Genomic DNA, 24136 nt, shown 5'->3' on the forward strand with positions numbered 1-24136 from the left:
AAGATGATGTATCTATTGGGTGGACCTGCTCTGGCGACAAGCTACAAGATCGTTTTAATCAGCAGTCGCAAAGCAGGATCATATTTCCTCGATCGGGAATCCTGCAATTAGGATTGTTTGCATAGGTAGGACCGTCCGCAACCTTTCCTTGCTTACACTTTCGTGGAGTGTAGCCCCACCTACGACGGAGTCGGCCACAAAACCTCAAATGTACCTCGGAGGGGATACGCTACGCCAAAGCCGTTCTGGGTTGCGAGAGACCGATCCTCATGGGAAGGCGCTGCTTCAAGGACGATCAATAGAGACACATCTGGGTTTGCCCGCTGCCTGTAGTCAAGCAGCTGCCCAATTGCAGTTCGGATCGCGTAACGAGCACTGGCTTTGTCGCAAGGCTTGATTTCCACGAACGTCAACCCCCTCGTGGCATCGTTATAGCGCAGGTCGACGCTCGCCACGTTTGGTGTGACTTGTGTCGCACCTGCTCTCGCGAGATAGCGCTCGAAGCTTCCTTGTAGCTTGTCGTGCCTTGGCGAGATCTCAACCTCATAGGCCTCGACGTATCTTTGATATGGGTCCCTGCTCGCGCCGGGACTATTTCTCCCTGGACTGCTTTGGCTGGCGCCGCCCCGGCTAAGCCTAGAATGTCTGCCCAACAGCAATCGCGTTCTTCTTACGAACTCTAGAACCTCCGGCGAGCTTCCAGAAGTTGGTGTCCACCACGGCGTTTGACCCATCCATCCGCGGCCACGGCCCATGACCAGCGTTCTATCTTCGAGATTCAGACGAAACGCATTTTCAGTTAACGTTGAAATTCGGTAGTTATCTATCTCGTCTTTCGCATGCTGCCGTGAAGGAATAGTCGAAAATTTTTGGCGTTTGCGAAAGACTCTTGCCGCTCGATACCAACCTATGACTCTTCTCCCGCCCTCCTCAGGATCGGTAGCGGTCCATACGACATCTACATCATCCGCATATTCACCAGCCCCGCCGAAGGCTTCGATTTGAATTTGTCGATCCTTCTCCCCTTGGATGGTCTCAACATGTCCGTAAATGTATCCGTCGCGACAGCTGAGAAAATTGCAGACTTCAAGTCCGGTCTCGTTCTCGGCCACAAATTTTCCACCCCCCACTATCTTATCTGGCTTGCCAGCGAGCCCTTCGTAACGGCTCATCCAACCGATATTGCAAAACAGGATTGCCTTCATGTGGCCGCGCCAATCTGGCTGTAAGGAAAACCGATTCGAGCGAACACATATATCAAGGACACAGCTTGAGAGCGAGTCGATGCCTCGATTGCAATCACCATCGATCTGCACGTGGGCCCCCAAGTTGAAGATGCCGTGCAGCTGTGCGCTGGGCTGCGAGCCCGGGCGATCTTCTTTAATCGGTCTCGAATTTGAGACGTGACATTGTGACGAGGCTACTCATATTCCCCACGCCTTGGTCGACTCCTGAAGTCTCATTGATTCGGCCCGCCAATCGCTGCCGATCGCATGCCAACCAACCCGGCGTTCGCCACACAAAAACGCCAAGGCCCCTCAAAAAGAGTGGAGTGATCCGCTCGCCTTGGGCCTCATCTGGTGACGCAGCGCGGATACAAGGGCAGCCATTCGTGGGAAGCATCGCGCTTCCTAGGGGATCCGCAAAGAAAGCCCAAATAGCATTGAAATAATTACGCTTTTAGCCTCCCGCCATCCGTTGTGTAGCAGATGTTTGCGGAAGGTCGCGCAGCAAGCTCGCTGGGCAGGCCGCCGCCCCGACGGGCTAAAGTCGCGTTTGACTGAATCGCCCAGGCCAATTTACAACCTGCCCTTGCAGGAGGCGACGCTGGCTGACTTATTCTTGGTTTCCAACGGAAAAAACGTGGACAGGCACGTTGTGTTTATTCACGGCCTTCGCCGCCGCGGGCATCCGATTTGGATGTCCGGAGAGCCACCAGAGCCTTGGCCCCTCTGGCTAGCCCAAGACGTCCAGAATCTAGCCATTTGGGTGGTCGGATACGATGCTTCTCCGACGCTGTGGCGCGGCCATTCAATGGCTCGAGTTGACCGAGCAAACAACGTTCTCGCACGTCTCCTTGCCGAGGAGCGGCTTAGAAGCGGCGATGTTGCGGTCGTGGCGCATAGCTTCGGCGGTTTGGTCTTTGAACAGATGCTGCGTACGGCCAATGAGCGTGCGCCGTCCGAACCGGCGGTCGCGGACCTACTGAGGCGCATCAGCAGGGTAACTTTCTTGGGGACACCGCATCGGGGCGCGGACCTCGCGACGTGGGCGGGACGCCTTCGGCTATTGGCGCGACCATCTAACGCCGCACGCGGACTTGAACGAAACGATCCAGATTTGCGCGATCTAAATCAGTTCTATCGGGGTTACGCCTCGCGAACTGGCATCGATACTCAAAGTCTCGTCGAGACGCGGCCCGTTCGCTGGTTCGGTATGATTGTCAAACCGGATAGTGCTGACGTGGGGCTTCCGTCCGCGCCAATACCAGTTGATGCAGACCATTTCGATATTGCCGCTCCTCCATCGAGGGCGTCGGATGTGTATGTCCATGTCCGGGACCAGCTGAGGAAACCGGTCCGTAGCCACAAAACTGTGATCGCGGACTTTAACGTTCTTCAGGGGATCGCAGAAGACGCCGCCAACAGTTCGACCGCCCTCGCTCGCATCGAGGAGCGATTGTCAAACCACGGGATGGGTCCTCTCACAGCCGCCGTCCCTGGCTTCCTCGTAGATGCTGAAACTAATAAGCGGGCTGCGCGAGTGCGTCGAATTCGATTCTTCGAACGTTCGTCTCACCTAGAGGAAGCTACCGATCTGGCTCAAAGCCTAATGGACGGCCCGCTTGCAGCAACTTCGGCTGAAATAAAGGCTGACGCGCTTGCTTGGTGTGCTCGCGTGCTGCTCGCCAAACCTGACAAACAGGAGGCGAACCGAGCTCTGGATGCGGCCCGCCACATCAAGCGCACCGAAGCCGTTTTGATTGCCGAAGCTCTGCTCGATTCCTATAACGACCGCGCGTCAGAAGCGCTTCGCAAGCTGTCTCTTATCAATTCGAACGATGCTCGCGCTGCGTCATTCGTTGTTGTTATCAACGCGAAGGACAAACCCGATGCGCTAGACTGGTTTTACAGAGCGGGGCTATCAACGAGCAACATCTCTTCGGACGGAAAATTCTTTCTGCTTAAGAAGCAGCTCGACAGCGAGATGTGGCCGGAAGCCCTATCGACAGCGAATGAGTTGCAGGATGCCGACCTTGAACAGACGCCGGCACTCGCCTTTGAGGCGGCCGACGCTCATCTAGTCCAAGCCGCACCCGTCGAACTTAGATCCTTCATTCGATCGCACCTACCATTCGATGCAGACCCAATCCCTCTAGCCGATGATGCATCCGCTTTGGAAGAGCGTCGCAAGGCGTGTGTCCTCTATGAACGCGGGGCCGCACTTGCCTCGGCTCTTGGATGTACTTGGGCGAGCAATGATGCAAGCGACCGTGCACTATGGCTGAAGTTGCGCGACCCATCTTCTCGAACGGCTGCGCTCGCAGAACTGCAGATGAGTATGCGCAATCCGCAACATTCTCTTCGCCGCTTGCCGATGGCGCTACAATTTGGCCTTAAACTCGATCTTCAGGCCGTTGAAAGTGAACTTGATCGGCAAGATACGCTTTCCGATGGAAGCTCACCTGAAGTCGCCCTAGCGAGATTCAGCTTAGCGTTAACGAAAAGCTCTGCCCGGGAAGTTGCGGCTTATATAGCTGAGCACAAAGCGAAGCTAATAAAGCATCTGAATCCTATCTACATAGCGTCTGTCGAGATACAGATGCTCATACAATCCGGGCAGACAGACCTTGCTGAAGAACGGATATATGAGCTTCCAAGCAGCAATGATGTGGAGACGCTGAGAGGCCGACTGAAACGTATTCTCGCTGAAGCTAAGGGCGCAAATCCAGTCGAGGCCAGAGAAGCCGAGTTCAAAGCGTCTAACTCCCTGGCTGATCTCGCTAATCTGGTCCATCGGCTCGAAGAGCAGAGTGATTGGTCGCGAATGGTCATCTACGGCCGCGAGTTCTTCAACCGAACGCATGAGTTGTCGGCTTGTAAGTCGCTGGCCCATGCGCTGTTCGAAACAAAGAACTACGATGGCGTACTCCAGCTACTGAATCAACACCCCGACTTGTTGGCCCAATCTGATTACCTTGAAGCAATCAGAGCGTGGTCCCTCTACCAGACAGGCGACGTTCGGACTTGTCGTGACGCTGTGATTACACTTCGCGCAAAACGCGATGAGCATGATGATCGCGTCCTCTTAGTGAATCTCGCGATCGCTTCTGGAGATTGGACGTCGCTAGGCGCGTTCGTTGAGCAAGAGTGGGAGCGGCGGAGTGAGCGCACCGCGGACGAATTGTTGCGTGCAGGCCAACTGGCGCATCATTTGGGCTCTGGCCGAGCACGTCAGTTGATTGACGAAGCCGCAGATCGATCAAATGGCGACCCGCGAATCCTGATTGGGTGTTACGGCGCAGCAATTGGCGCAGGGAGAGAGGACGAGCAAACAACGCGCTGGCTCGAGAATGCCGCAGCTCTATCGGGCGACGACGGACCCGTTCAGCGGATGTCGTTGAAGGACATAGTAGAACGACATCCCGAGTGGCAGCAGCGGGAAACGCGAACTTGGGAACAACTCCGCGCAGGTGACCTTCCGATGTTTGGCGCCGGGCATCTTTTGAATCGAACTTTGTTCGAAATGATGTTGATGCCCGCAATTGCCAATTCGGATACACAAGACGCCCGCAGACGTTCGCCTGTCTATGCATATAGCGGCGCTCGCCGTTTCTTTCATTCAACCGCGAAAACGGCAGCATTCGACCCGACCGCTCTATTGACACTTGAATTGCTCGGCTCCCTTAAAGGTGCCTTTGAGTTTTTTGATACAATCATAATTCCACACGGCACGCTTGGATGGCTGTTCGAAGAGAAGCAGCGCGTACAGTTCCATCAGCCTAGCAGGATCGTGGATGCAAGGACGGTAAAAGATTTAGTTGACGCCAAGAAGCTGACCGTTTTCGATCGAACCGTTCCTATCGACCTAGAGTTTGCTTCTGAAGTTGGTGACGATCTGGCAGCAATGTTCGCTGAAGCCGAGAACAGCGTCGGCAGCGGCGGCAGGCAAAAACTGGTCGTACGGTCCTCGCCAATTCATCGAGTTGGTTCGCTGATGGAGGAGGAAGCCGACCTCGGTGCGCACGCGGCTTTCGTTTGTAGTTGCGCCGACGTAGTCGCTGCGCTCGCTCGGCTTGGGCAACTTACACAAGCGGAAGAGCAGCGTGCAGTTTCATACCTTAAGATTCAAGAGAAACCGTGGCCCTCATCGGTTTCAATCGAGGCTGGCGCACTACTGTATCTAGACGAGCTCTCAGTAACGTACCTGCAGCATATCCGCGTTCTTGGAAAGCTTCACGATGCCGGGTTGATTGGAATCGTGCCGCCAAGCGAGATGCTGCAAAGCGACGGCTTCACCAAGTATGAGGGATTGGCTAAGCGCGTTACCGCAATTATCGACGGTGTCAGGGGGACGCTGTTTAACGGCATTGAGACTGGGAAAGTCACGCTAGCGCCATCCACTTCAGAGGAAGATCACCTGAGCAAACGGCTCCAACGACATCCCACCTTTGAACTAATGCGTGTTGCAGCATTGGCTGACGTTGTCGTCGTTGATGATCGTCATTTCAATCAGCATGGGAATATCACAGGTGATTTTGGCGTCCGCCAAGTCTGGACGACTTATGATCTTCTGACTTTCTCATTAAGCAATTCTGATATGCGAGAGAAAGTTACTGCGCTACGCCGGGCGGGCCTGTGCTTCATCCCCTTGAGACAAGACGAACTAATGGAGTTCGTGCAAAAGGCACCTGTTGTTGATGGCAAACTGATCGAAACTGCAGAGTTGAAGGCGGTACGCGAGAGCATCTTGGTTGCACAGCTCTCGGACAGCTTGCAGTTGCCAAAGGAAGCAGTGTGGCTTGACACAGTCTCGCTTTGCTTCATGGAGACGATTAAGGCTCAATGGCCAGACGGTATCGACGAAGCGACGGCAATCGCTAGATCGAACTGGCTGCTCGAACAATTCGACATCCGCCGATGGGCGTCACGCTATTGTGGTCAGGGCCAGCCCAATGCCATGAACGCTCGATATCGAGTTCAAATACTATCTCTGGGAATGCTGAACACGGGCGTCAAGTTTGAGACAAAGAAAAAGTACTGGCGATGGTATGAAAGCGCGCTCTTGGAGCAAGTTCGACAGGAAGAGCGGGAGCTTTACGCCGACATTATAGAACAGGTTCGGTCGCTTATTCTGGATGCTGCCACAAAAGATCCCAAAGAGGCGGCCGATGACGCCTGAGCCGTCAAACCCCGGTGAACTAGCTGTCGTTTTGCTCGGCCTTTTCCCTCCCGGCCTCAGAGCATCCGCGTTGGAGAATAAGGCATTTCGAGACCGCCTCGGCTTGAGCGTTGATGCAGATGTCACGCTTGATCAGAGCGATATTACCTTTAAGCGAACCGAACTCTTCAAGCGGATACGAGATCTTTATGCATCGAAAGTTGCCGAGGTCCTTATTGAAGGAAGGGGAAGCGGTACTTGGCGGATGTCTATCGACAATGAGCAAGCGAGGATCAAGCTCGTTAATGGAGCTAAGACTTTTCTGATCCCCGACCTTTCTTGTCTGCATCCCGAGAGCGCTGAGCGTTTGAAATGGTTTGACGCGGAGGTCGCCAAATTCGGTGTGAATGATGCGCGGATGAAGCGATGGCGCGACTTACTCAAGGAGAGGGCCATCGAGGACGAAGAAGTTGACGAGCTGCTCGCTGAATATCGCTTTACGCCTCGCTACGTAGCTGGCGTGATTGAGAAGCTGTTCCGCCAGCAAACGATCCGAATTGAATGTCTTGTTCCAGACGATCTTCGCTATTTTGATCGCCTAGTAGGCGAACCGACTGCAGGAATGGGATTGAAGGAATTTTTCGATCAGGTCTGCGGCCCTAGGAGCGCAGAACTCGTCAGGCAAAGCCCCTTGCTCGGACTGAAAAATGTCTTCTTAGCGTCTTCGCACCCCTTTGGTCCGCAAAGCCTACGTATTGATGACCTTCCTGCAAGCGAAATTATCGACTTTTACGCTTGGCTTGAAGCGAGCGGGGATCGGTTTTCACAGCTTGGTGGCATTGAATGGGGGATTAGTCGATTAGGTCAAATTCCAGCACTCGAGCCGTATCTCGAGCGCCTTGCCCAACTGATCCAAGCTGATGATCCGAAAAAACCTGACGGCAGGCTACAACTTCTTACCAGCTTGATAGTTCTCGTTGAAGGTGAACTTGCCCGCACAGGCATTTGTCGACACCGTTCGCCGCACTGGAGGCGGCTCGCCTCAATTGCGCACGCTTGTGTGCTCGAAAGAGCCATTGTCAATACGCCTATCCCGACTTCGGACTTTTTCGGCTGGGTTATGGAGAATCGAGGCTCGTTGTACTATCTCCAAACCTTCGTTGATATGCGTCAAGAGCCCAGGTGGGGCCCGGACTTTATTCTCGCCACGCAACTAAAGGCCGAGTTTATTGGACGTATTGCCGGCGTAGATCGTACGGGGGCTTCGCTTGTGAAATCGGAAGGCTTCCGCGAATTTTTGAACGGCGACGGCAACGACTCCATTCGGTCGCAAGTAAAGTTCCCTTATTCTTTCTTGCCCGGACCACTGGAAGGTGGAATCGAGGCAGTGGCAGTGATGCCCGAGGAAGTCGAATCCAACCTGCGAAAGAGCCTCAAGGAGGAAGCGCTCACACCGCTTTCATTTGTAACCTTGGTGAATTCGGCCCTCATCTATCGAGTTGATGCTGTATTCGCTGAATTGGCCGCGGACGGACTAAGGCGAGTAAAGCACCAGCTGCGGCATATAAAGTCCGCGGACGAGGCTTTTCATATGCTAACGGGGCTGGCTACGGTGGCGGCCGTAACTCGTTCCGTGGGATTGGCCGAGGAAGTGCGGGTGCTTATGCGCGTGGTGAGGCGGAAGCCGGGAATCGAGATCACTCAAGACAACGCCATACGTATCAGCATGGTCGCCGCGGCAGCTCACGCCGATCGTGCTGAATGGTGCAAATACGTGGGTGATTGCATCACCGAGTTTTCGTTCGAAGAAGTGTCCCGTCGGGAGGCACTCATTCTACGTCATCATCTCGTCGAATTAAGGCACGTCGAGCCCCAACTCTGGTCAACAACCGCGCGAGCGGATGCTGCAGTATTAGCCTCGCTGTCTTCGCTGTCCGCCTGATCGGCTCGTTTCCAATGCGAAGGGTTAAGAACTAAATTTTCACGAGCGGCTCCGGCAGATATTCAGCGAAGGGGGGCGCACGCGAGACCTGACCTCGTTACTCCGACGTCGCGCTTTACCCCCGCCCCCCTCTCTCAAATTCAGAGATGCTCCCTCAATCCTGCAGACGGCGCAACAAATTGGCCACCGATGAGGCGTGCCACCTTCCGCCGCGGGCCGTCATCATCTCACGACTGTTCAATTCGTCGGCAATGGCCGACAGAGTGACAACTCCGGCTTGTTGGATGTTCTTCAAAACCGGTGCAAGATCTTTTGCACGTTGGTCGGCATTCTTTCGTACCTTGGCGGAGGCTGCATGATTTCCCTTCCCTGCCCTCTTCAGTGCAGCGGCACCATTGGGGTTACCTAGTCGCCGCACCTCCGGGTGGCCCCGCTGCCCCCTCTCCTCCATGCGCTTACGAGCCATCTGGAGGGCGTCCCTAGTTCGCCTGGATATTGCTTGGGCCTCGGCCTGAGCGACGACTGCCAGGACGCCGATAGTAAGGTCATTGGCTTCCGGCATGTCGCAGCAAACGAACCTAACTCCGCTATCCCTCAGAGCAAGCGTGAAGGATGCGGAGCGAGAAAGGCGATCTAGCTTTGCTATTACGAGTGTTGCTCCCGTGACACGAGCATGATGGAGAGCCGCCGTAAGTTGAGGCCGCTGGTCGGTCTTGCCGCTTTCTACCTCTGTGTACGCAGCGATTATTCGAGCCCGTCGGTCTTTGGCGAACTTTTCGATGTCAGCCTCTTGAGCTTCTAGACCAAGGCCACTCTTGAACTGCTTCTGGCGGGATACCCTTCGATACGCGACAATTTTCACTTCTGCGCCCCAATTCCAAATCCGCGCGATGGTCGTTAGGCGGTTATGTAATTTGAGGCCCTAGCCTAGAATTGACAACTGCGTCACCTTGACTCGCTCCCAAACCGGGCGACCTCCACCTTCAGAACAACCGAACTCAAATGCCCCCCACTCGCAGAACAGGAAAGCCACCGCCGTACACCGAGTGGCACGGCAACCATTACAGAGCAAAACTGCGCATCCCCGAGCAGCTCCGTTTTCACTTCCCGATCAACGAGTCCGGCACTCGATTTAAGAAATTCGTCTACGAAAACCTCCGAACCGATGATCCCAGAGAAGCAGCTCCAGCTGCTCAAGCTTTTGTTGACCAGATGCAAAGACGGTTCAGGAGACTCGCGCGTCGAGATCGGACCCCGGCGGGGCTGTTATCGGAGGCGCAACGTTGGCGGAAAAACATCGCCCTCGAAGACAATCCACTAACCGCACGTGGATTGCCCGCGTCCGGTCAACCAATCACTGCGGAAGAGCTACACGCGCTTGACCTCGAACAGCGGTACTCCGAGTTCGATGCCTTGGTCGATCGGGCATACGAGCTTGAGGATAAATTAGGCAACGCCCGCGCCATGCGGTTTTTCAATCTGGCCTCGGGCCGAACGACATCTATAGCTGCAAGTGCAGAGGATTGGCTGCGGTCTCAATCGTACTCTGCGGCCACCCGTGCTAGATACCGCAGAACCGTTGAAGACTTGATCAACTGGTGCCGCTCCAGTCGAATTCCGGCTGAAATGGAAGCAATCAACGCTCAACGAGCACGCCGCTTTCTATCCCGCCGCATCAATCGAGATCAGAAGGCTATCGCCAACGAGAAGGCGACCCTAAGCCGCCTTTGGGACTGGTCCAACGTTCATCTCATGTCTGATTTGATGTCTCGCACTCGTGACCTCGAAGGCTGGTCGGGGGACCGCGGTGACAATCCATGGCGCAATGTTGGGGCACACGTTTCCTCCAACACCAGAAAGCGATCAGACAAATAGTGCATTGTTGGCCTGTACTTCCGGGTTATCCGATGAATGTGGAGGCTGCAAAAGGGAGGAGCATCGCTTGTCCTGATCGCACGTTACGACTTGCACCGCGCCCTGAGGAGTTCAAATGACACTTGCCGCTGCTTTTTGCGGTGTCGAAAAGCTAATCAGGAGCCAACGTGAAAGCCGCCTCGCAGAGTATGCCTGCACTTCCCTTACCGAGAAACGAAGCTTTCTTACCCACTGCTGACTACGTCATCTTTCTGGATTCTTCTGATCTCCAAAACGAAGGCCAATCAGGGCCGTCCGCATGTGTCTGGCAAATTCGGACAATGGACGGAACGATAGTCGACGACAGCGAAGCTAAGCAGAGCCGGACCGAAAGTAGCGATGAGAAACGTGCCTTGGTTGCGGCCCTGGTCGGAGCTTTGGAAACAGTAGGCGATGGATCGTTTTGCCTCGTCTATGCTCCGGGCACGTACATCACCGACGGCGCCAAGCATGCACGCAATTGGAAAGCTCGCGGCTGGCGCAACAGTCACAACGAGCCAGTTGCAAATACCGACATTTGGGACCGTTACGTGGAGCTTCTGGACAATCGCCATCTCGAAGCCTGTGCGCGGAGCTGGAAGAAGGAACATTGCACTGAGCTTCGGCGTCAGCTGAACGAAAGAGCAAAAGAAGCCTGCAGGGATAGAAACTGATGCGCGGGCTTACCGGTGAAAGATGGCTCAAGGCAAGGATATTCAAGATTGCGTTTGCGGGCCGTTGCGCGATACCTGGTTGTCGCAATTCCACGATGGGAGCGAGTGGAACCGGCCTTGCCGCCTTCCATTGCCGCAAGCACGTCGAGCACAAAGCCCGGCACGGATCGCACTGGCACGGGACATACAGCGCCGCAGAGTTGAAGCCCTACTTGGCGGCTGCTAGTTCGTATCTCCGGCCCCGAGCCGAATCCGATCGGTTCATCAAGGCAGCCCTTAGCGCCATCGCGCTGCTTCTCGAAGAAGCCGGCCCCACGGAGATCGCGACCCGGCTGCGCGGTATGTCTCCCCGTAGACGAGCGCGGATCGCCTTGGCGCGGCTTCGTGTCGCCGGCATTAAGCCTGAGCGCTTCGTCGCCATCGTGCTGGCTATCACAGCATTAATTGAGGAAGACCCCGGCTCCCATCGGACGAAAGAGTTTCGCACGGTCCAGATTGCAAAGAGTCTACATCGGCTAGCGAGCGGCACCCATAAGCGCTGGCCATTCGTAGACCATCAAGGCAGACAGCGCCAAACCGAGCTCCACGCCTTTCCCAGGTCGTCCGGGCCGGTGTTGCGACTGATCGGACGAGCCGTCGAGCAGACGTGCGAATGGGTGGTGGAAAAGCACCTTTCCGCCGTCCTCGCCCTGAAGGTGAAACGGTACGGGCGCCATCCCGTGCTTCGAACAGCAGGCCTCGGATAATTTGCAGTGACAGGCTCTCGCACGTCATATCTGGTGGCCAGATAACGGTACGCACATGTTGGGGCATCAAGCCGGTCACTTTGAGCACAGATTCTTGGGACGATGACACTGAGTAATCAGCACATGCGGTTCGACCCGCAGTTGCGGGCGAGACCCGTGGAGCTAAAGGAAGCCATCGGCCGCTTCACGCGATATCTGATCGCACAGGAAGACAGGCTCGGCCTTCGCTCTCGTGCCCGCAAGGATGAAGACCTACGCAAATTCACTATCGCTGTTGAGGCCGTTGTTTGTAATCTGCTCATGCAGGGTCTCCTTCGGGAAGATACGGCGCTCGCCGTTCCGCTCGACAACAACATGATGTGGGGTGCAAACCGCTACCGGAATCCAGTCTACGGCCAGCACTTCCTTGGCCTGCTTGATCTGCTAGAGCGACTGAAGCTCCTCAAACGGGTCACGACAGGATATCGGTTCTCAAAAACGGCGAAAGCTCCGTCCCTCTTCAAAACGGTCGCCGATCTCGGGAAACGCTTTCCGAGGGTGACGCCGGATTCCTTCCGTCGCGAGCAGGAGCAAGAGATCCTTGTCCTCAAGTCGGGCAGGGACGATGATGGCAACGCGACCTTGATAAACTACTCAGAGAGCCAGAAAACGAGAACCCTTCGCAGGCAAATCCAACGTATCAACAATTGGCTCCTCGATGCCGATATTGAATTGACCGGCACTCGCGCTGCTGCCCGTCTCGGCAAGGAGGGCGAGGTCATCGCCTCCTATCGCCGGACGCTCCGCAGGACGTTCAATAATAAAAGCTGGCAACAGGGCGGCAGGCTTTCCGGCGGCTTCTGGATGACTATGCCCCGCAAGGATCGCTTCCGGCAGATTCGCATAGACGGCAAGCCGGTGGCCGATGTCGATTACCAACAACTCTTTCCGCGTCTCGCCTATGTCCGCGCCGGAGCGCCGCCGCCAACCGGAGACCTTTACGATGTGATGGGAGACGCCACCGGGCGCGATGGCTGGAAGTTGCTCCTCAACGCCTTGCTGTTCACGCGAGGTCCCCTAAAGCGTTGGCCACGTGATTGCAGTCCATTGCTCCCCCAGTTGAACCTCAAGCAGGCGCTGGCCCTTCTAGAGCAAAAGCACGAGCCGATTGCCCATATGTTCGGGACTGGCATCGGTTTTGAACTTATGTTCCTCGAAAGCGAACTGCTGATTGCCGTGGTCACGCATCTCTTTCAGAGCGGCATCCCGGCGCTGCCCCTTCATGATGCCGTGCTTGTGGCGAAGCCGAATGCCGAAGCCGCCAAGGCCGCTATGAAGTATGCCTTTTGCGCTGGCTCGGCTCAGTCCCGCGCGTTTATAAAAGTGGAGTTTGGCCCGGGAAAATAAGCATTTTCGAGCTTGCGCCTCTGCTAAAGGCCTAGGGGGGAAGAAAGAGAAACTTAAAGGGGTTGCCCTTGAAGGTGCGGCCTGAACCTCGCCTCCAAAGCAGCGATGCCAGCCAGACATTATCACCCGACCTTCCTTGGAGGATGACCTACAGACGGGAAGAGTACAGTAGGCACACCACCTCCACCATCACTACCCCTTGGAGGCAACCTCCTCGGCCTCCATCAAGACACACCCTAGGGTAACCTCGGACGATGATGCCAACCGGGCCACCACCACACGGTCTCTCTGAAGGAGCACCCTTAAAGGGATGGCTAGGAGTGCTGTTGCCTGCCTCCCGAAGAGGGTAGCTTCCAAGCCAGCCGCCACGGGAGCTTTTGCGGCAAGCCGAAACCCACAGGACCAAGGAGGTCATCATCACCCTACCGGCTACTGTAAGGTCATTAGAGGAGCGCCCTTAACGAGGAGGGAGGACACAGGCTATCAGCTCGTAGAGGCTTCCTTCAGGTCAACTATCGGCGGCATCGCGACGCTCCCTTAAGTCGTCGCTCAAAGTGATCGGGCAGACACCGGACGGGATGCAGCCAAATGGCTCTCTGTACCCTCAGTCAACGTGACTTCTTGGCTTCGTCGAACAGAAAACGAATCGGCGTCTCCAATGCTTGAGCAACGTGCCAAAGGCTAACAATGGTCGCGTTCCGATTTCCCTGCTCCAAGCCGCTGATGTAGGCCCGGTCAACACCCACTAGATCGGCAAGCTCCGCCTGCGTAATTCCAGCCGCCATCCGCAGCCTCTTTACATTGCTACCTACCAAGCGCCGCACGTCCTCTGACATGCGCACATAGCGACAACTTGTTGCAATCTAATGCGACGCAATATATTGCACATCCATCAAGAGGACACTCAAAAAATGCGCTGCCTAGTCCTGCTCGCCTTGCTTCTGCAGATTAGCTCCTCCTACGCTCAATCCCCTACAGTTGAGTATAGAGCCGCTCTCGAATATTGCGCTGGGCAGCACATGGTAGACCTCGATGATGGAATCTCATCGGCGCCAATCATTGCGCGAGCACTCCTCGGCGTTTGCAGGAGGGAGAATCAAAAGCTCTTCGAGCGGGCGATGGTAGGGCAATCACGCGCCTACGTGACGGGATACGAAAATGCTGCGACTGAGCAGTTCACAACCTTTGTCTTGATGCACCGGGCAAGAAGGGGCCGATCCTGACACCGCCGCCTGAGGGCTCTCCCGGGCAGCTAGCTGGAGCCGAGGCACTCGGGGCTTAATCTGATGTCAGCTTGGCCTACAACAGCGGCGCGAAAGCGGACATCATCGAAGGTCGGCTAAGGGCCCAATAACCGACATATAAATCGATGCCGCAACGCTAGCCGCAAAGTGAACGGCGCCGTCTCATGCGAGATCCAGGGTCTGCAGCGACAACTACAACAGGCCTCGCCTTAGTTGACGCCTTTTCAGCCCGACTGACACTAGCTCCTCGGGCGCCGCACGCGGTTCTCGCTCAAAGATGATTCTATGCTGAGCAATTTTTCCCGAATGTCGTCATCGTAGCGGATGCGAATGAGCCTATAGCCATTCTTCGTTGCCCAGACATTTTTTATTTTGTCACGCCGCTTGATTTCCTCGTGAACTTTCAGCGCAGTTTCTTTTGATGATCCGAAAAACGTTATTGGCCGAAAGTGCTGCTCACCATCAAACTCTATTAGCACTTTATGTTCAGAGATAAGAAAGTCGAAGCGAAGACGTCTCCCATCCGCGCCCACCGTGGAGGCAATCGGAAACTCGCGTTCAAATTTGTAACCGGATTCTCGGAGCCATTCGTCAATGAACCGCTCCCCCTTTGACTGAGAACAAGCAGGGCAACCCTTCCCCTCCAAATGAGCTTGCGCGTTCATTTCGAAGAATCCATGCCCAGAGTCTCGGCAACCGATCAACGACTTCGTCTTGAAGTCCTTATATCGAAACTTCGAATAGTCGAACCTTTTGCCGTGCAGATTTCGAAACCGATCAATAACTTCGGCTTCGTTAAGGCGATTAGCAGTTCTAGAGATTTCGATTGCGCATTTTGGGCAACCCTTACCGTCGAAGTGATGGACAGGCGCCTGATCAAACAATCCATGCTCGGGACAACCAATCCGCACCGGATCTATGCCACGAACATAGCGAACACGAGAGTAATCGTATTTAGAGCCGTGGACATTCTTAAATCTAGCGATCACCTCGTCTTGCGAGTGCCTGGCTCCTTTTCCTAGCAGGGCTACTGCACGTTCTTGACTACAACTGGGGCAACCACGCCCTGCAAGATGATTGGATGGAAGAGTACTGAAATCCCCGTGCATCGCGCAAGTTACGGACACCTTGGTTTTTGCTGTCGTATATATCGTATTTCCATATTTGAATTTTTTGCCATGGACAGACTTCGCGCGAAGCACGAACTCGTCCGTCGTTAAGCGGCGACCCATGCCCTGCTCCGCACGCGAACAGATTGGACAGCCTCCACCTTTCCATAAATTTTGGGCTGCAATAGTGAAGAGGCCGTGCTGCCTGCATCCTACTGAAACAGCGTCAGATTGAGTTCGATAGACTGCATGAGATAAATCGTAGCGCTGACTGTGCGCCGCAATCGCACGTTTCATGAACTCTTCTTGTGATAGGCGCCTTTTCGTCAACTCGAAGCCTGATCGCTCTGACCTTCTTGATAGTTTTGCGTGCGGCTGCCGTTCAAATCCGAATCGGTTCTGATACGCACATTTGGCGCAACCTTCTCTGCCAGCAAGGTGATTGCCTGCTAGCTGCTCGAAACTCCCATGCGTTCGACAAATCATCCGAATTGAATCGCTCGTCGCGGTAAACGAGGTTTCGGCGTAGTCATACTTGCCAGGGAACAAACGCTTAGAACGCGAGATGAATTGCTCGGTTGTAAGCCTTCCAGTCTTGCAGCCAATACAGCCTCCGGCACCCCTCAAGTGAAGGGCAGGAGTGACCTTGAAAGGCCCGTGCTTCTTACAAACGACATCTATCGCGGTTCGAGTGTCTATGTAATTTGTTCCACGGTAATCGAACTTGGCCTTATGAATCTTTTTTGCGCGAGCAACGAACTCGTTCGTAGTGAGACGTCGCGCGGACGCTTTACAGGCTGAACATCCGATCGCGCCCCTAAGATGCTGACTAACAAGCTGCTCAAATTGCCCATGGCTCCGGCAGACGATCCGGGCGTAATCGCCCATCCCGCTGATGGGCCTTAAATCACTGTAATCGAATCGCGCTCCAAAAATCAGACGAGCAGCTCTTACAAATTCCAACTCACTGATAGCCTTTGGCGGCATTTGTCTATTCGCGCTAAATGATATTATGCTATTCGGGGTCCGATTGCGGGCAGACCACGATTTACTTAGGTTATATGATTCGAGAATCCCCTGCGGTGCCAGAGCCCAAGAAAACTTTGATCGGGCTTACCGGACAGACGGCCTGACACCGACGTTGTTCAATAAAGAACGTTTCTAAGCGCGGCGATGTCCCTTGTGGGTCACTGGCGGAAATGCTCTAACCGAGCAGACCATTTCCGCTCAGCCATCAGAGCCAACATCGGTCTTATAAGTACACGCTCTAGTTTCGCTGACACACTTTCCCACCAGTGATCCGTTGATAGTAACCACCATCGAACTTGCGCCAATCGCAGGCGTGACCAGAACGGACCATCTCGGCGCCAATGTCCAGCCCATCGGCAAAACATTGCGCGACAATCCTATCGCGATTTTTCGACTTGGACCTTCCATCACAGACCGTTCCGGGCGGATGGTTCACTTGAATACAGCGCACAGTCTTCTGGTAGACAAGTTTGGAGAGCTGCGCCCACGCCTCCCTTGAGCCGGGCTCACCTGACTCTGGAGCGTCTATGCCGCAAATCCTGATCTTGACGGAGTGAGATGGCAGCGCGATCTCAAAAGTATCTCCATCGATAACGTTTCTACCGTCCCCAACGATTTCGGCAAACGCGAGATTCGGAAGTAGCACTGCTACGATAACAAGAGACGTGCGAAAGAGCAGCGCCATCTAACCCTCCCCGATATGCCGACATCCCAAGATCATATCTTATAGCGGGGATACTTGGCGAGGGCAGCCGCTTGGTCCTCAAGCTCGACACCATGATATCCATCCGCCACGGTGCGACCTTCAAGGGCGTGCCCGGAGATCACATCGAGTGTTCGGCGGTCAATCCCGGACCTTACGCCGATTGGTTTGAAGCGGTGCCTCCAGCCGTGGTTCGGCGCAACACCCTTGTCCGGCACCACTCCACGAGCGAACTCCGCAAGCCTGTTCTTGATGCCCTGCAACGGCCCGAGCACACGCTCCTGCTCGCCACCGTCGTCAGAAGGCCGCAGGAATAAATGACCACGCGGTGCAGTCCTCACGAACTCCACAAAGCCCATTTCAATCAGGTGAGGATGCAGAACCACATCCCTTGCTTCGTTGGTCTTCACAGTGCCCGCCTCAGGCGTGACAGTGAGGTACCAGATATCCCGGCCGTGCTTGTGGAGGTCCTCCTTTCGTAACTGTGCCATCTCACCGACACGCGCACCCGTATACGCCATGAGCCACGGCACCCACCGCTTGGCGGCAAATGTCTCCGGCATCTCTCCACCGCGCTTAGCCCGGAGGCTTGCGGTGAGAATTGCTCTCGCCTCAGCATCTGTGAAGGCTTTGCTCCTTAGTTTCCGTGGTTTTGCAGCCTTAAGCGTGACACCCTCAGCGGGATTGCTGTGCATCTTCCCATTTGACGTCGCCCATCCAAACACAGCTTTGAGCCCCGAGAGATCATTGTCCTTCACTGTCTTCGCTGAGATCGGCTTCCCAGTGCGCGGGTTGATGGTGGCTAAACGGTGATCCTTGAAGCCAATCACATCGCCCTTGGACACGCGGCTGCAATCATCGTGACCGAGGAACGCGACGAAGGCTGCCATCGAGTTACTATAGCTCTCGCGCGTGCTGGGCTTAAGGTTACGGGCCTTTGCCTCCACCCACCAGCCTTCAACCAACGCAGTCAACGAGCCCCGCTTTAGGACCGATTGCTTGATGGTAGCACTGTCCCCGTTCGGCGCGACCCAAGCAGGGAAGCGTTCCGACTTCGGGTCAGGACTGTAGTCGCCTTGAGCATTCCGGAGGCGGACCTCAAACGCATCACGCAGCGCCAGCCAAAAAGCTCTCAGCAGCAGCCCGCGCGACGCGGCATCAACCCGCCGAATTCCTTCAGATAGAAGCAATCGATCAACAAGGCGCCCCAGATGAATCTCAAGGGCAGAAGTCTCCGGGCACTGATCTGCGGGTGGAAGATTGTCGAGATCAAATGGGTTGCGCCGCGGTGCCGGCTTATCCATTTCGTGTTTGCCTATGGTCTCCAAGCGCACAAGACGCATCAAGGCCGCCTCGAAGATTACGGCATCGTCCTCGGGATCATGCGGCACCGGACGCATCTTGCCATCATGGCCCTGCTCCACTGCATACGTGCGCTCGCGTCCCTCACCCCCGGCCCATGCCCTGTAGAGGCGTCCGGCCAAGGCCGTTGCCTGCGCATTGGTGAGGGAGGTAGGGCTATCATCCCGGAAGGCGCGGAGGATGCGCTCAAGATACTGATCGGCCGCCGCGATCCTCGTTTTGACCTCTGCCGGCTCATCGGCTCGAAGGGAAAACCGGATGGCCTGAGCACGGGGCGAGATCGTCACCGCATGCGTCTCCGCACCGAGCGGAAAATGCAGTGTGCGACCAACGAGCCGCTCCCGCACATCCACCGGAATCCGTCGCACATAGAGCTGAAACCGCGAGCCATCGCGCTTCATTGGACGCACCACCCGATACAGCATGTTGCTCACCGTTGTTACACAGTCGGGCGAGCGCAAGTCACTGTAGGGGTTTAACTTATTGAAGGAAAAGGAACCTTCAAGAGGATGGTGCCCAGGGGCGGAATCGAACCACCGACACTGCGATTTTCAGTCGCATGCTCTACCAACTGAGCTACCTGGGCGTGCTGAGGGAAGGACCCAAAGAGAAGGTCAAGGCCCATCGAGCGGGCGGTTTATAGTGGGCTGAAGGCCGCCTGTCCACCCGGCTTCGCCTGAAGGCTACGCCGGGCGCGGCCCGGCTGTGCACAAGGTGGGGTGGCGTTGCCGCGGCTGGCGTGCGGCACGCTGGAAACTCAATTAAGTAATTGATATTACTTTTCTATTCAACGTCATCCACCTCGTCGTCGCGGCCGGGAATGACGTAGGAGCCTTTCAGCCAGCGGTTCAGGTCGACATCACGGCAGCGCGAGGAGCAGAACGGGTGGGTGGCCTGCACGGCGGGCTTGCCGCAGATCGGGCAGGTTTTGAGCGGGCCGGTGGGCATTTTGACCTGGTCGTCCATGATGTCGGCAGCTTACACGGGGTGAAAACGTTCAAGAGCCTGTCCGCAAACAGGTTCCTCGGGCGGACGCGCAGGCGTCGCGGCCCGGGTCCCGCGGGCCAATTCTACTGTGCATGGGGTTGTTTTCGAGATTTTTGTTAAGACCCGTCCGGCGCGGCATTCGCGCTCACACGGCGGTGGCGTTGAGCCAGCCGAAGCGGATCGGGAAGCCCTCGCCGCCGAGCAGCGTCGTGGTCTCGTAGAGCGGCAGGCCGACAACGTTGCTGTAGGACCCCACCATCTTCACCACGAAGGAGCCGGCGATGCCCTGCACGGCGTAGCCGCCGGCTTTGCCGCGCCATTCGCCGGAGCCGATATAGGCCTGGATGTCGTCTTCCGACAGGCGCTTGAAGCGGACGCGGGTCTCGACCAGGCGCTGGCGGAAGGCCTCGCGAGGCGTGACGAGGCAGATCGCGGTGTAGACGCGGTGATTGCGGCCCGAGAGCAGCCGCAGGCACTGCGCCGCCTCGTCCACGAGGTTAGCCTTGGGCAGGATGCGGCGGCCGACCGCCACCACCGTGTCGGCGGAGAGGATGAAGGCGCCGCGCAGTTCGTCGTCGAGCTGCACCGATTTCAGCGCCGCATCCGCCTTGGCCCTTGCGAGGCGATTGGCGCAGGCGCGCGGCAGCTCGCCCCGCTTCGGCGTCTCGTCGACGTCGGCCGGCCGGAGCGCATCCGGCTCGATGCCGGCCTGGTTGAGCAGCGACAGGCGCCGCGGCGAACCGGAGGCAAGTACGAATTTGGGGCGGCCAAGCATCAGGTGATTTTGGGGATGAGGCAGGGGTGAATTGCGCGCGGAACCTATCGGAAGGGGGCTGATTTCACAACCCGGGAACCCGGACTTTGCTGATTCGAGGTGTCCGACATGCCTGTGCCTGCAGTCTGTGACGCGGGTGTTACGCCCGCCGGATGCTACCCGCTCGCCGCCCCCACTTTCGCGAAGCGCCGGCGGATGCGCAGCAGCAGCTGGTCGCAGACCTCGCGGTAGGCGGCGAGCTTCTGGTCGCGGCTGCCTTCGATGGTGGTGGGATCCTGGGTCGGCCAGTATTCGACGTCGGCCGCGAGCGTGCGGGTCAGCTCCAGCGCCTTATGATGCGCCTCCGGCGACAGCGTGATGATGAGGTCGAAATTCAGCCCCTCCCAGTCCTCCAGCTCCTCGAAGGTCTGCGGCCTGTGGACGGAGATGTCCTGGCCGAGCTCGGCCATCACGGCAACGGCGAAAGGATCGAGCTCGCCCTTCCTGGCGCCGGCCGACTTCACGTAGAGGCCCTGCGGAAACATGTGCCGCAGCAGGCTCTCGGCCATCGGCGAGCGCACGCTGTTCATCGCGCAGGCGAACAGCACCGATTGCGGATCGCGTGCGCGTGGGGGCGCAGCCATCCGCGCTTACCCCTTCCAGTGCAGAACAGTAATGAGCGTGAACAGCCGGCGCGAGGTCTCGAAGTCGACCCGCACCTTGCCCTTCAGCCGCTCCTGGAGCGTGCGCGATCCCTCGTCATGGATGCCGCGGCGGCCCATGTCGATGGCCTCGATCTTGTCCGGGGTCGCGGTGCGGATCGCCTGGTAATAGCTGTCGCAGATCATGAAATAGTCCTTCACGATCCCGCGGAACGGCCCCAGCGACAACAGATGCACGACCACGGGCGCGCCGTCCTCGCGGCGGATGTCGAACATCAGGCGGTTGCCGGTGATGCCGATATGCAGCGTGAACGGCCCCTTCCCGTCGGCGCCCTCCGGCGCGAACAGGTTCTGCTCGATCAGGTCGTAGATCGCAATCGCGCGCTCATGCTCGATGTCGGGCCCGGAACGGCCGATCGATTCCTCGTCGAGGGTGACCGCGACGATGCGATTGTTGGAGTCGTCCTGTTCGGGCGGCTTTGTCATGACAGATTGAGGCGCAATCCGATCGAGCGCGAATGGGCGTCCAGCCCTTCCGCCTTGCCAAGCGTCATCGCGGCGGGTCCCAGCGCACGAAGCTGATCCGGGCCGCATTTCAGGATCGAGGTGCGCTTCATGAAGTCGTGCACCGAGAGGCCCGAGGAGAACCGCGCCGAGCGCGCCGTCGGCAGCACGTGGTTGGAGCCGCCGACATAATCGCCGATCGCCTCCGGCGTATGCGCGCCGAGGAACACCGCGCCGGCATTGCGGATCCTTGCGGCGAGCGCGTCGGGATCGGTCGTCATGATCTCGAGATGCTCGGCGGCAATCGCATCCGCAAGCGGGATGGCGTCGTTGAGATTCTTCACCATGATGATGGCGCCGAAGTCGGCCCAGGAGGCGCTCGCGATCGCGGTGCGCGGCAGCGTCTTCAGCTGCGCCTCGACCGCCTTCTCGACATCGGCGGCAAGGCGTGCGGAATCGGTGATCAGGATCGATTGCGCACTCGTGTCGTGCTCGGCCTGCGCGAGCAGGTCGGCGGCGATCCAGTCGGCATTGCCGGTGTCGTCGGCAATGACCAGCACCTCGGAGGGACCGGCGATCATGTCGATGCCGACCTTGCCGAACACCAGCCGTTTGGCTGCGGCGACATAGGCATTGCCGGGGCCGACGATTTTTGCGACCGGCGCGATGGTGGCGGTGCCGTGCGCGAGCGCGGCGACGGCCTGCGCGCCGCCGACGCGGTAGATCTCGGTGACGCCGCCGAGCCTTGCCGCCGCCAGCACCAGCGGATTGAGCTTGCCGTCCGGCGAGGGCACCACCATCACGAGGCGCGAGACGCCGGCGACCTTCGCGGGCACCGCGTTCATCAGCACCGAGGACGGATAGGCGGCAGTTCCCCCGGGCACGTAGAGGCCGGCGGACTCGATCGCGGTGTAGCGCCAGCCGAGCTCGACGCCGAGCGGATCGGTGAAGCGCTCGTCCTTCGGCAATTGGCGGCGATGATAGGTCTCGATGCGGTCGCGCGCGAGGCTCAAGGCATCCAGCGTCGCGGCATCGCAGGCCTTCACCGCAGCCTCGATCTCGGCGGCCGAGACGCGAAGGCCGGATGCGTCCAGTGTCAGCCGGTCGAACTTCGCCGTGGCCTCGAGAAGGGCCGCGTCGCCGCGCCTCGCCACGTCGTCGACGATCGCGCGCGCGGCGGCCTCCACGTCGGCCGAGACCTCGCGCTTGGCGGCGAGGAAGGCCGCGAATCGCTGGTCAAAATCGGCGCTGCTGCGGTCGAGGCGAACGGGCATGTCTGGCTTGGCTTCTGGCTGGTTTCTCGGGGCGATTGGCGCACCAGGTCCCCTGCTCAATGGCGCGACGGCCTCCCGCCGTCAACCCTTGCGAGACGTCGTCGTCGCCCATCGCCATCCTGCTTCGATGTCGTCCTGGCGAAAGCCAGGACCCATTACCCCAACTTGTTGTAATTGAAGCAGGATGTGGTTCCGGCCCACTCCATCACGACCACCGGTGGTAATGGGTCCTGGCTTTCGCCAGGACGACAGCAGGAGTGGGGTCATTCCCATTCCTCACCCCTCCGCTTCGATCCCCGTCCCCAGTTCGTCCGCCCCGAGATCGGTCAGCTCGCATTCGAGGCATTCGACATCGAGGCGGATGGCGCCGCCCTGGGCGAACAAGAGCAGGGCGCTGCCGCCGGGCTCCTCGTCGTGGCCGTCCTGGGGGTGAAACTCGATGCCGACGAGGTCCAGAACCTCGTCCGGGGCTCCGAGGTCGATGTTGCGCGATTTGCAGGCAAGCACGCGGTCGAAGCGGAGCGCGGCGACCAGCCGGCGCGGCTCGGTCTCGCCGTCCAGCGTCTGCTCCCAGTCCAGCCGGCTCATGCCGACCACCAGCCGTTTCTCGCTCTGCCGCCAGATGATGTCCGAGGCCTGCACCCGGGCATCCTGCACATGGGTGGAGATCACGGCGAGATCGTCGGCATCGAGCGCGATCAGTTTGAGCTGGGGCGACATCGCCGGCATTTCTCCTCGGGGGCGGATACGGCCCAACGCGCGCGGCCGCGGAAATTTCCTTAGAACTAACGACCCGGCGGACTAGAGGCTATTGATATCCTCCATCTCCAGCACCTTGCGCGGATACCCCTCCCGGGCGACGCGGATCATGGCGCGGCCCATCTGCTCGGTGGAGGTGACGAGCCGCGGCGAAATCCGGCGCAGCACCGACCAGAGTGGCCAGGTTGCGGCATACACGGCCTGCACCCAGGCGGTCTTGGAGCGGGCACCATGCAGGGGCTGGATCGCGCCGGGCCGGAACATGTAGGCGCCCTTGAACGGCAGCTTGAGCAGATCGTTTTCGGTCTTGCCCTTGACCCGCGCCCACATCCGCGAGCCCTGCTCGGTGGAGTCGGTGTGGGCGCCAGTGACATAGGTGAAAGTCATCTGCGGATTGAGCCGCGCCAGCGTCGTCGCCGCGGCGAGCGTGAGGTCATAGGTGAGATGACGATAGCGCTCCTCGCTCATGCCGATCGAGGAGACGCCGAGGCAGAAGAAACAGGCGTCGAAGCCGGTCAGTTGAGACTCGATCGCCGAATAGTTCGTGAAATCGTCGTGGATGATCTCGGTGAGCTTGGCGTTGCGCACGCCGGTCGGACTGCGGCCGACCACGAGCACGCGGTCGATGCCGGCATCGACCAGGCACTCGCGCAAGACGCCCTGCCCGACCATGCCGGTCGCGCCAAAGATGATGACTTGCATCGGGACGTCCCCAACAGCGTCGCGG

At 57.7% G+C, this 24136-nt stretch carries 19 protein-coding genes and 1 tRNA gene; 6 read left to right on the forward strand and 14 right to left on the reverse strand.

Annotated features, from left to right (window positions below; all coding sequences use genetic code 11):
- Positions 1 to 179: 179 nt before the first annotated feature.
- On the reverse strand, positions 180 to 1205 hold the full coding sequence (locus AB5K84_RS40765; protein ID WP_192816586.1) for a hypothetical protein: 1026 nt from the start codon (positions 1203 to 1205) through the stop codon (positions 180 to 182).
- A 1135-nt stretch (positions 1206 to 2340) separates the two neighbouring features.
- Here AB5K84_RS40765 and AB5K84_RS40770 point away from each other — a divergent pair.
- The gene (locus AB5K84_RS40770) at positions 2341 to 6402 is read left to right on the forward strand and encodes an HTH domain-containing protein (protein ID WP_192816585.1); all 4062 of its coding nucleotides are present in this window, start codon (positions 2341 to 2343) and stop codon (positions 6400 to 6402) included.
- A complete protein-coding gene (locus tag AB5K84_RS40775; RefSeq protein ID WP_038965321.1) occupies positions 6392 to 8323 on the forward strand; it encodes a hypothetical protein in 1932 nt (643 codons plus the stop codon). Before AB5K84_RS40770 ends, AB5K84_RS40775 begins: the two co-directional genes overlap by 11 nt.
- Positions 8324 to 8477: 154 nt before the next feature.
- Here the strand turns inward: AB5K84_RS40775 and AB5K84_RS40780 are convergent, their stop codons facing one another.
- On the reverse strand, positions 8478 to 9185 hold the full coding sequence (locus AB5K84_RS40780) for a recombinase family protein (RefSeq protein WP_038965320.1): 708 nt from the start codon (positions 9183 to 9185) through the stop codon (positions 8478 to 8480).
- 140 nt (positions 9186 to 9325) lie between these two features.
- Here AB5K84_RS40780 and AB5K84_RS40785 point away from each other — a divergent pair, with 140 nt between their 5' ends.
- From AB5K84_RS40785 to AB5K84_RS40800, 4 genes are all read left to right on the forward strand, one after another.
- Complete coding sequence (locus tag AB5K84_RS40785; protein ID WP_157839360.1) at positions 9326 to 10198, forward strand: hypothetical protein; 873 nt, start codon at positions 9326 to 9328, stop codon at positions 10196 to 10198.
- A 167-nt stretch (positions 10199 to 10365) separates the two neighbouring features.
- On the forward strand, positions 10366 to 10890 hold the full coding sequence (locus AB5K84_RS40790; protein WP_083860006.1) for an RNase H family protein: 525 nt from the start codon (positions 10366 to 10368) through the stop codon (positions 10888 to 10890).
- Positions 10890 to 11636 (forward strand): hypothetical protein, encoded by a 747-nt coding sequence (locus AB5K84_RS40795; RefSeq protein ID WP_038965319.1) that lies wholly within the window; start codon positions 10890 to 10892, stop codon positions 11634 to 11636. Before AB5K84_RS40790 ends, AB5K84_RS40795 begins: the two co-directional genes overlap by 1 nt.
- 123 nt (positions 11637 to 11759) lie before the next feature.
- Positions 11760 to 13022 carry a hypothetical protein gene (locus tag AB5K84_RS40800; protein ID WP_051000239.1) on the forward strand — a complete coding sequence of 421 codons (1263 nt, stop codon included), beginning with the start codon at positions 11760 to 11762 and terminating at the stop codon, positions 13020 to 13022.
- A 608-nt stretch (positions 13023 to 13630) separates the two neighbouring features.
- Here AB5K84_RS40800 and AB5K84_RS40805 read toward each other — a convergent pair.
- From AB5K84_RS40805 to AB5K84_RS40860, 12 genes are all read right to left on the reverse strand, one after another.
- Positions 13631 to 13858, reverse strand: coding sequence for a helix-turn-helix domain-containing protein (locus tag AB5K84_RS40805; protein WP_038965317.1), 228 nt, complete (start codon positions 13856 to 13858; stop codon positions 13631 to 13633).
- Positions 13859 to 14505: 647 nt separating this feature from the next.
- Complete coding sequence (locus AB5K84_RS40810; RefSeq protein ID WP_192816584.1) at positions 14506 to 15672, reverse strand: hypothetical protein; 1167 nt, start codon at positions 15670 to 15672, stop codon at positions 14506 to 14508.
- 970 nt (positions 15673 to 16642) lie between these two features.
- Positions 16643 to 17089, reverse strand: a complete 447-nt coding sequence (locus tag AB5K84_RS40815) for a thermonuclease family protein (protein ID WP_011084084.1) — start codon at positions 17087 to 17089, stop codon at positions 16643 to 16645.
- Between the two features lie 32 nt (positions 17090 to 17121).
- Positions 17122 to 18894 carry a hypothetical protein gene (locus AB5K84_RS40820; protein WP_063713259.1) on the reverse strand — a complete coding sequence of 591 codons (1773 nt, stop codon included), beginning with the start codon at positions 18892 to 18894 and terminating at the stop codon, positions 17122 to 17124.
- An 85-nt stretch (positions 18895 to 18979) separates the two neighbouring features.
- A tRNA-Phe gene (locus AB5K84_RS40825) sits at positions 18980 to 19055 on the reverse strand.
- Positions 19056 to 19252: 197 nt separating this feature from the next.
- Positions 19253 to 19435, reverse strand: coding sequence for a DNA gyrase inhibitor YacG (yacG, locus tag AB5K84_RS40830; RefSeq protein WP_011084078.1), 183 nt, complete (start codon positions 19433 to 19435; stop codon positions 19253 to 19255).
- A gap of 166 nt (positions 19436 to 19601) precedes the next feature.
- A complete protein-coding gene (locus AB5K84_RS40835) occupies positions 19602 to 20231 on the reverse strand; it encodes a Maf-like protein (protein ID WP_011084077.1) in 630 nt (209 codons plus the stop codon).
- Positions 20232 to 20386: 155 nt separating this feature from the next.
- On the reverse strand, positions 20387 to 20854 hold the full coding sequence (locus AB5K84_RS40840) for an arsenate-mycothiol transferase ArsC (protein ID WP_011084076.1): 468 nt from the start codon (positions 20852 to 20854) through the stop codon (positions 20387 to 20389).
- A gap of 6 nt (positions 20855 to 20860) precedes the next feature.
- A complete protein-coding gene (locus tag AB5K84_RS40845) occupies positions 20861 to 21358 on the reverse strand; it encodes a UPF0262 family protein (RefSeq protein WP_011084075.1) in 498 nt (165 codons plus the stop codon).
- A complete protein-coding gene (gene hisD / locus AB5K84_RS40850; RefSeq protein ID WP_011084074.1) occupies positions 21355 to 22650 on the reverse strand; it encodes a histidinol dehydrogenase in 1296 nt (431 codons plus the stop codon). Before hisD ends, AB5K84_RS40845 begins: the two co-directional genes overlap by 4 nt.
- Positions 22651 to 22926: 276 nt before the next feature.
- Entirely contained in the window at positions 22927 to 23370 is a 444-nt protein-coding gene (locus tag AB5K84_RS40855) for a DUF2948 family protein (RefSeq protein WP_028173638.1), read from the reverse strand.
- An 81-nt stretch (positions 23371 to 23451) separates the two neighbouring features.
- The gene (locus tag AB5K84_RS40860) at positions 23452 to 24111 is read right to left on the reverse strand and encodes an NAD-dependent epimerase/dehydratase family protein (RefSeq protein ID WP_038965313.1); all 660 of its coding nucleotides are present in this window, start codon (positions 24109 to 24111) and stop codon (positions 23452 to 23454) included.
- Positions 24112 to 24136: the final 25 nt, after the last annotated feature.

It is taken from the genome of Bradyrhizobium sp. 1200_D9_N1_1, from assembly GCF_052075915.1.
Taxonomy (GTDB): domain Bacteria; phylum Pseudomonadota; class Alphaproteobacteria; order Rhizobiales; family Xanthobacteraceae; genus Bradyrhizobium; species Bradyrhizobium diazoefficiens.

Excerpts from the sequence above, each read along its gene's own strand:
- AB5K84_RS40765 (WP_192816586.1), bottom strand. The coding sequence starts at position 1,205 with ATGAAGGCAATCCTGTTTTGCAATATCGGTTGGATGAGCCGTTACGAA.
- AB5K84_RS40775 (WP_038965321.1), top strand. The coding sequence starts at position 6,392 with ATGACGCCTGAGCCGTCAAACCCCGGTGAACTAGCTGTCGTTTTGCTC.
- AB5K84_RS40785 (WP_157839360.1), top strand. The coding sequence starts at position 9,326 with ATGCCCCCCACTCGCAGAACAGGAAAGCCACCGCCGTACACCGAGTGG.
- AB5K84_RS40795 (WP_038965319.1), top strand. The coding sequence starts at position 10,890 with ATGCGCGGGCTTACCGGTGAAAGATGGCTCAAGGCAAGGATATTCAAG.
- AB5K84_RS40800 (WP_051000239.1), top strand. The coding sequence starts at position 11,760 with ATGCGGTTCGACCCGCAGTTGCGGGCGAGACCCGTGGAGCTAAAGGAA.
- AB5K84_RS40805 (WP_038965317.1), bottom strand. The coding sequence starts at position 13,858 with ATGTCAGAGGACGTGCGGCGCTTGGTAGGTAGCAATGTAAAGAGGCTG.
- AB5K84_RS40810 (WP_192816584.1), bottom strand. The coding sequence starts at position 15,672 with ATGAAACGTGCGATTGCGGCGCACAGTCAGCGCTACGATTTATCTCAT.
- AB5K84_RS40815 (WP_011084084.1), bottom strand. The coding sequence starts at position 17,089 with ATGGCGCTGCTCTTTCGCACGTCTCTTGTTATCGTAGCAGTGCTACTT.
- AB5K84_RS40820 (WP_063713259.1), bottom strand. The coding sequence starts at position 18,894 with ATGCTGTATCGGGTGGTGCGTCCAATGAAGCGCGATGGCTCGCGGTTT.
- yacG (WP_011084078.1), bottom strand. The coding sequence starts at position 19,435 with ATGGACGACCAGGTCAAAATGCCCACCGGCCCGCTCAAAACCTGCCCG.
- AB5K84_RS40835 (WP_011084077.1), bottom strand. The coding sequence starts at position 20,231 with ATGCTTGGCCGCCCCAAATTCGTACTTGCCTCCGGTTCGCCGCGGCGC.
- AB5K84_RS40840 (WP_011084076.1), bottom strand. The coding sequence starts at position 20,854 with ATGGCTGCGCCCCCACGCGCACGCGATCCGCAATCGGTGCTGTTCGCC.
- AB5K84_RS40845 (WP_011084075.1), bottom strand. The coding sequence starts at position 21,358 with ATGACAAAGCCGCCCGAACAGGACGACTCCAACAATCGCATCGTCGCG.
- hisD (WP_011084074.1), bottom strand. The coding sequence starts at position 22,650 with ATGCCCGTTCGCCTCGACCGCAGCAGCGCCGATTTTGACCAGCGATTC.
- AB5K84_RS40855 (WP_028173638.1), bottom strand. The coding sequence starts at position 23,370 with ATGTCGCCCCAGCTCAAACTGATCGCGCTCGATGCCGACGATCTCGCC.
- AB5K84_RS40860 (WP_038965313.1), bottom strand. The coding sequence starts at position 24,111 with ATGCAAGTCATCATCTTTGGCGCGACCGGCATGGTCGGGCAGGGCGTC.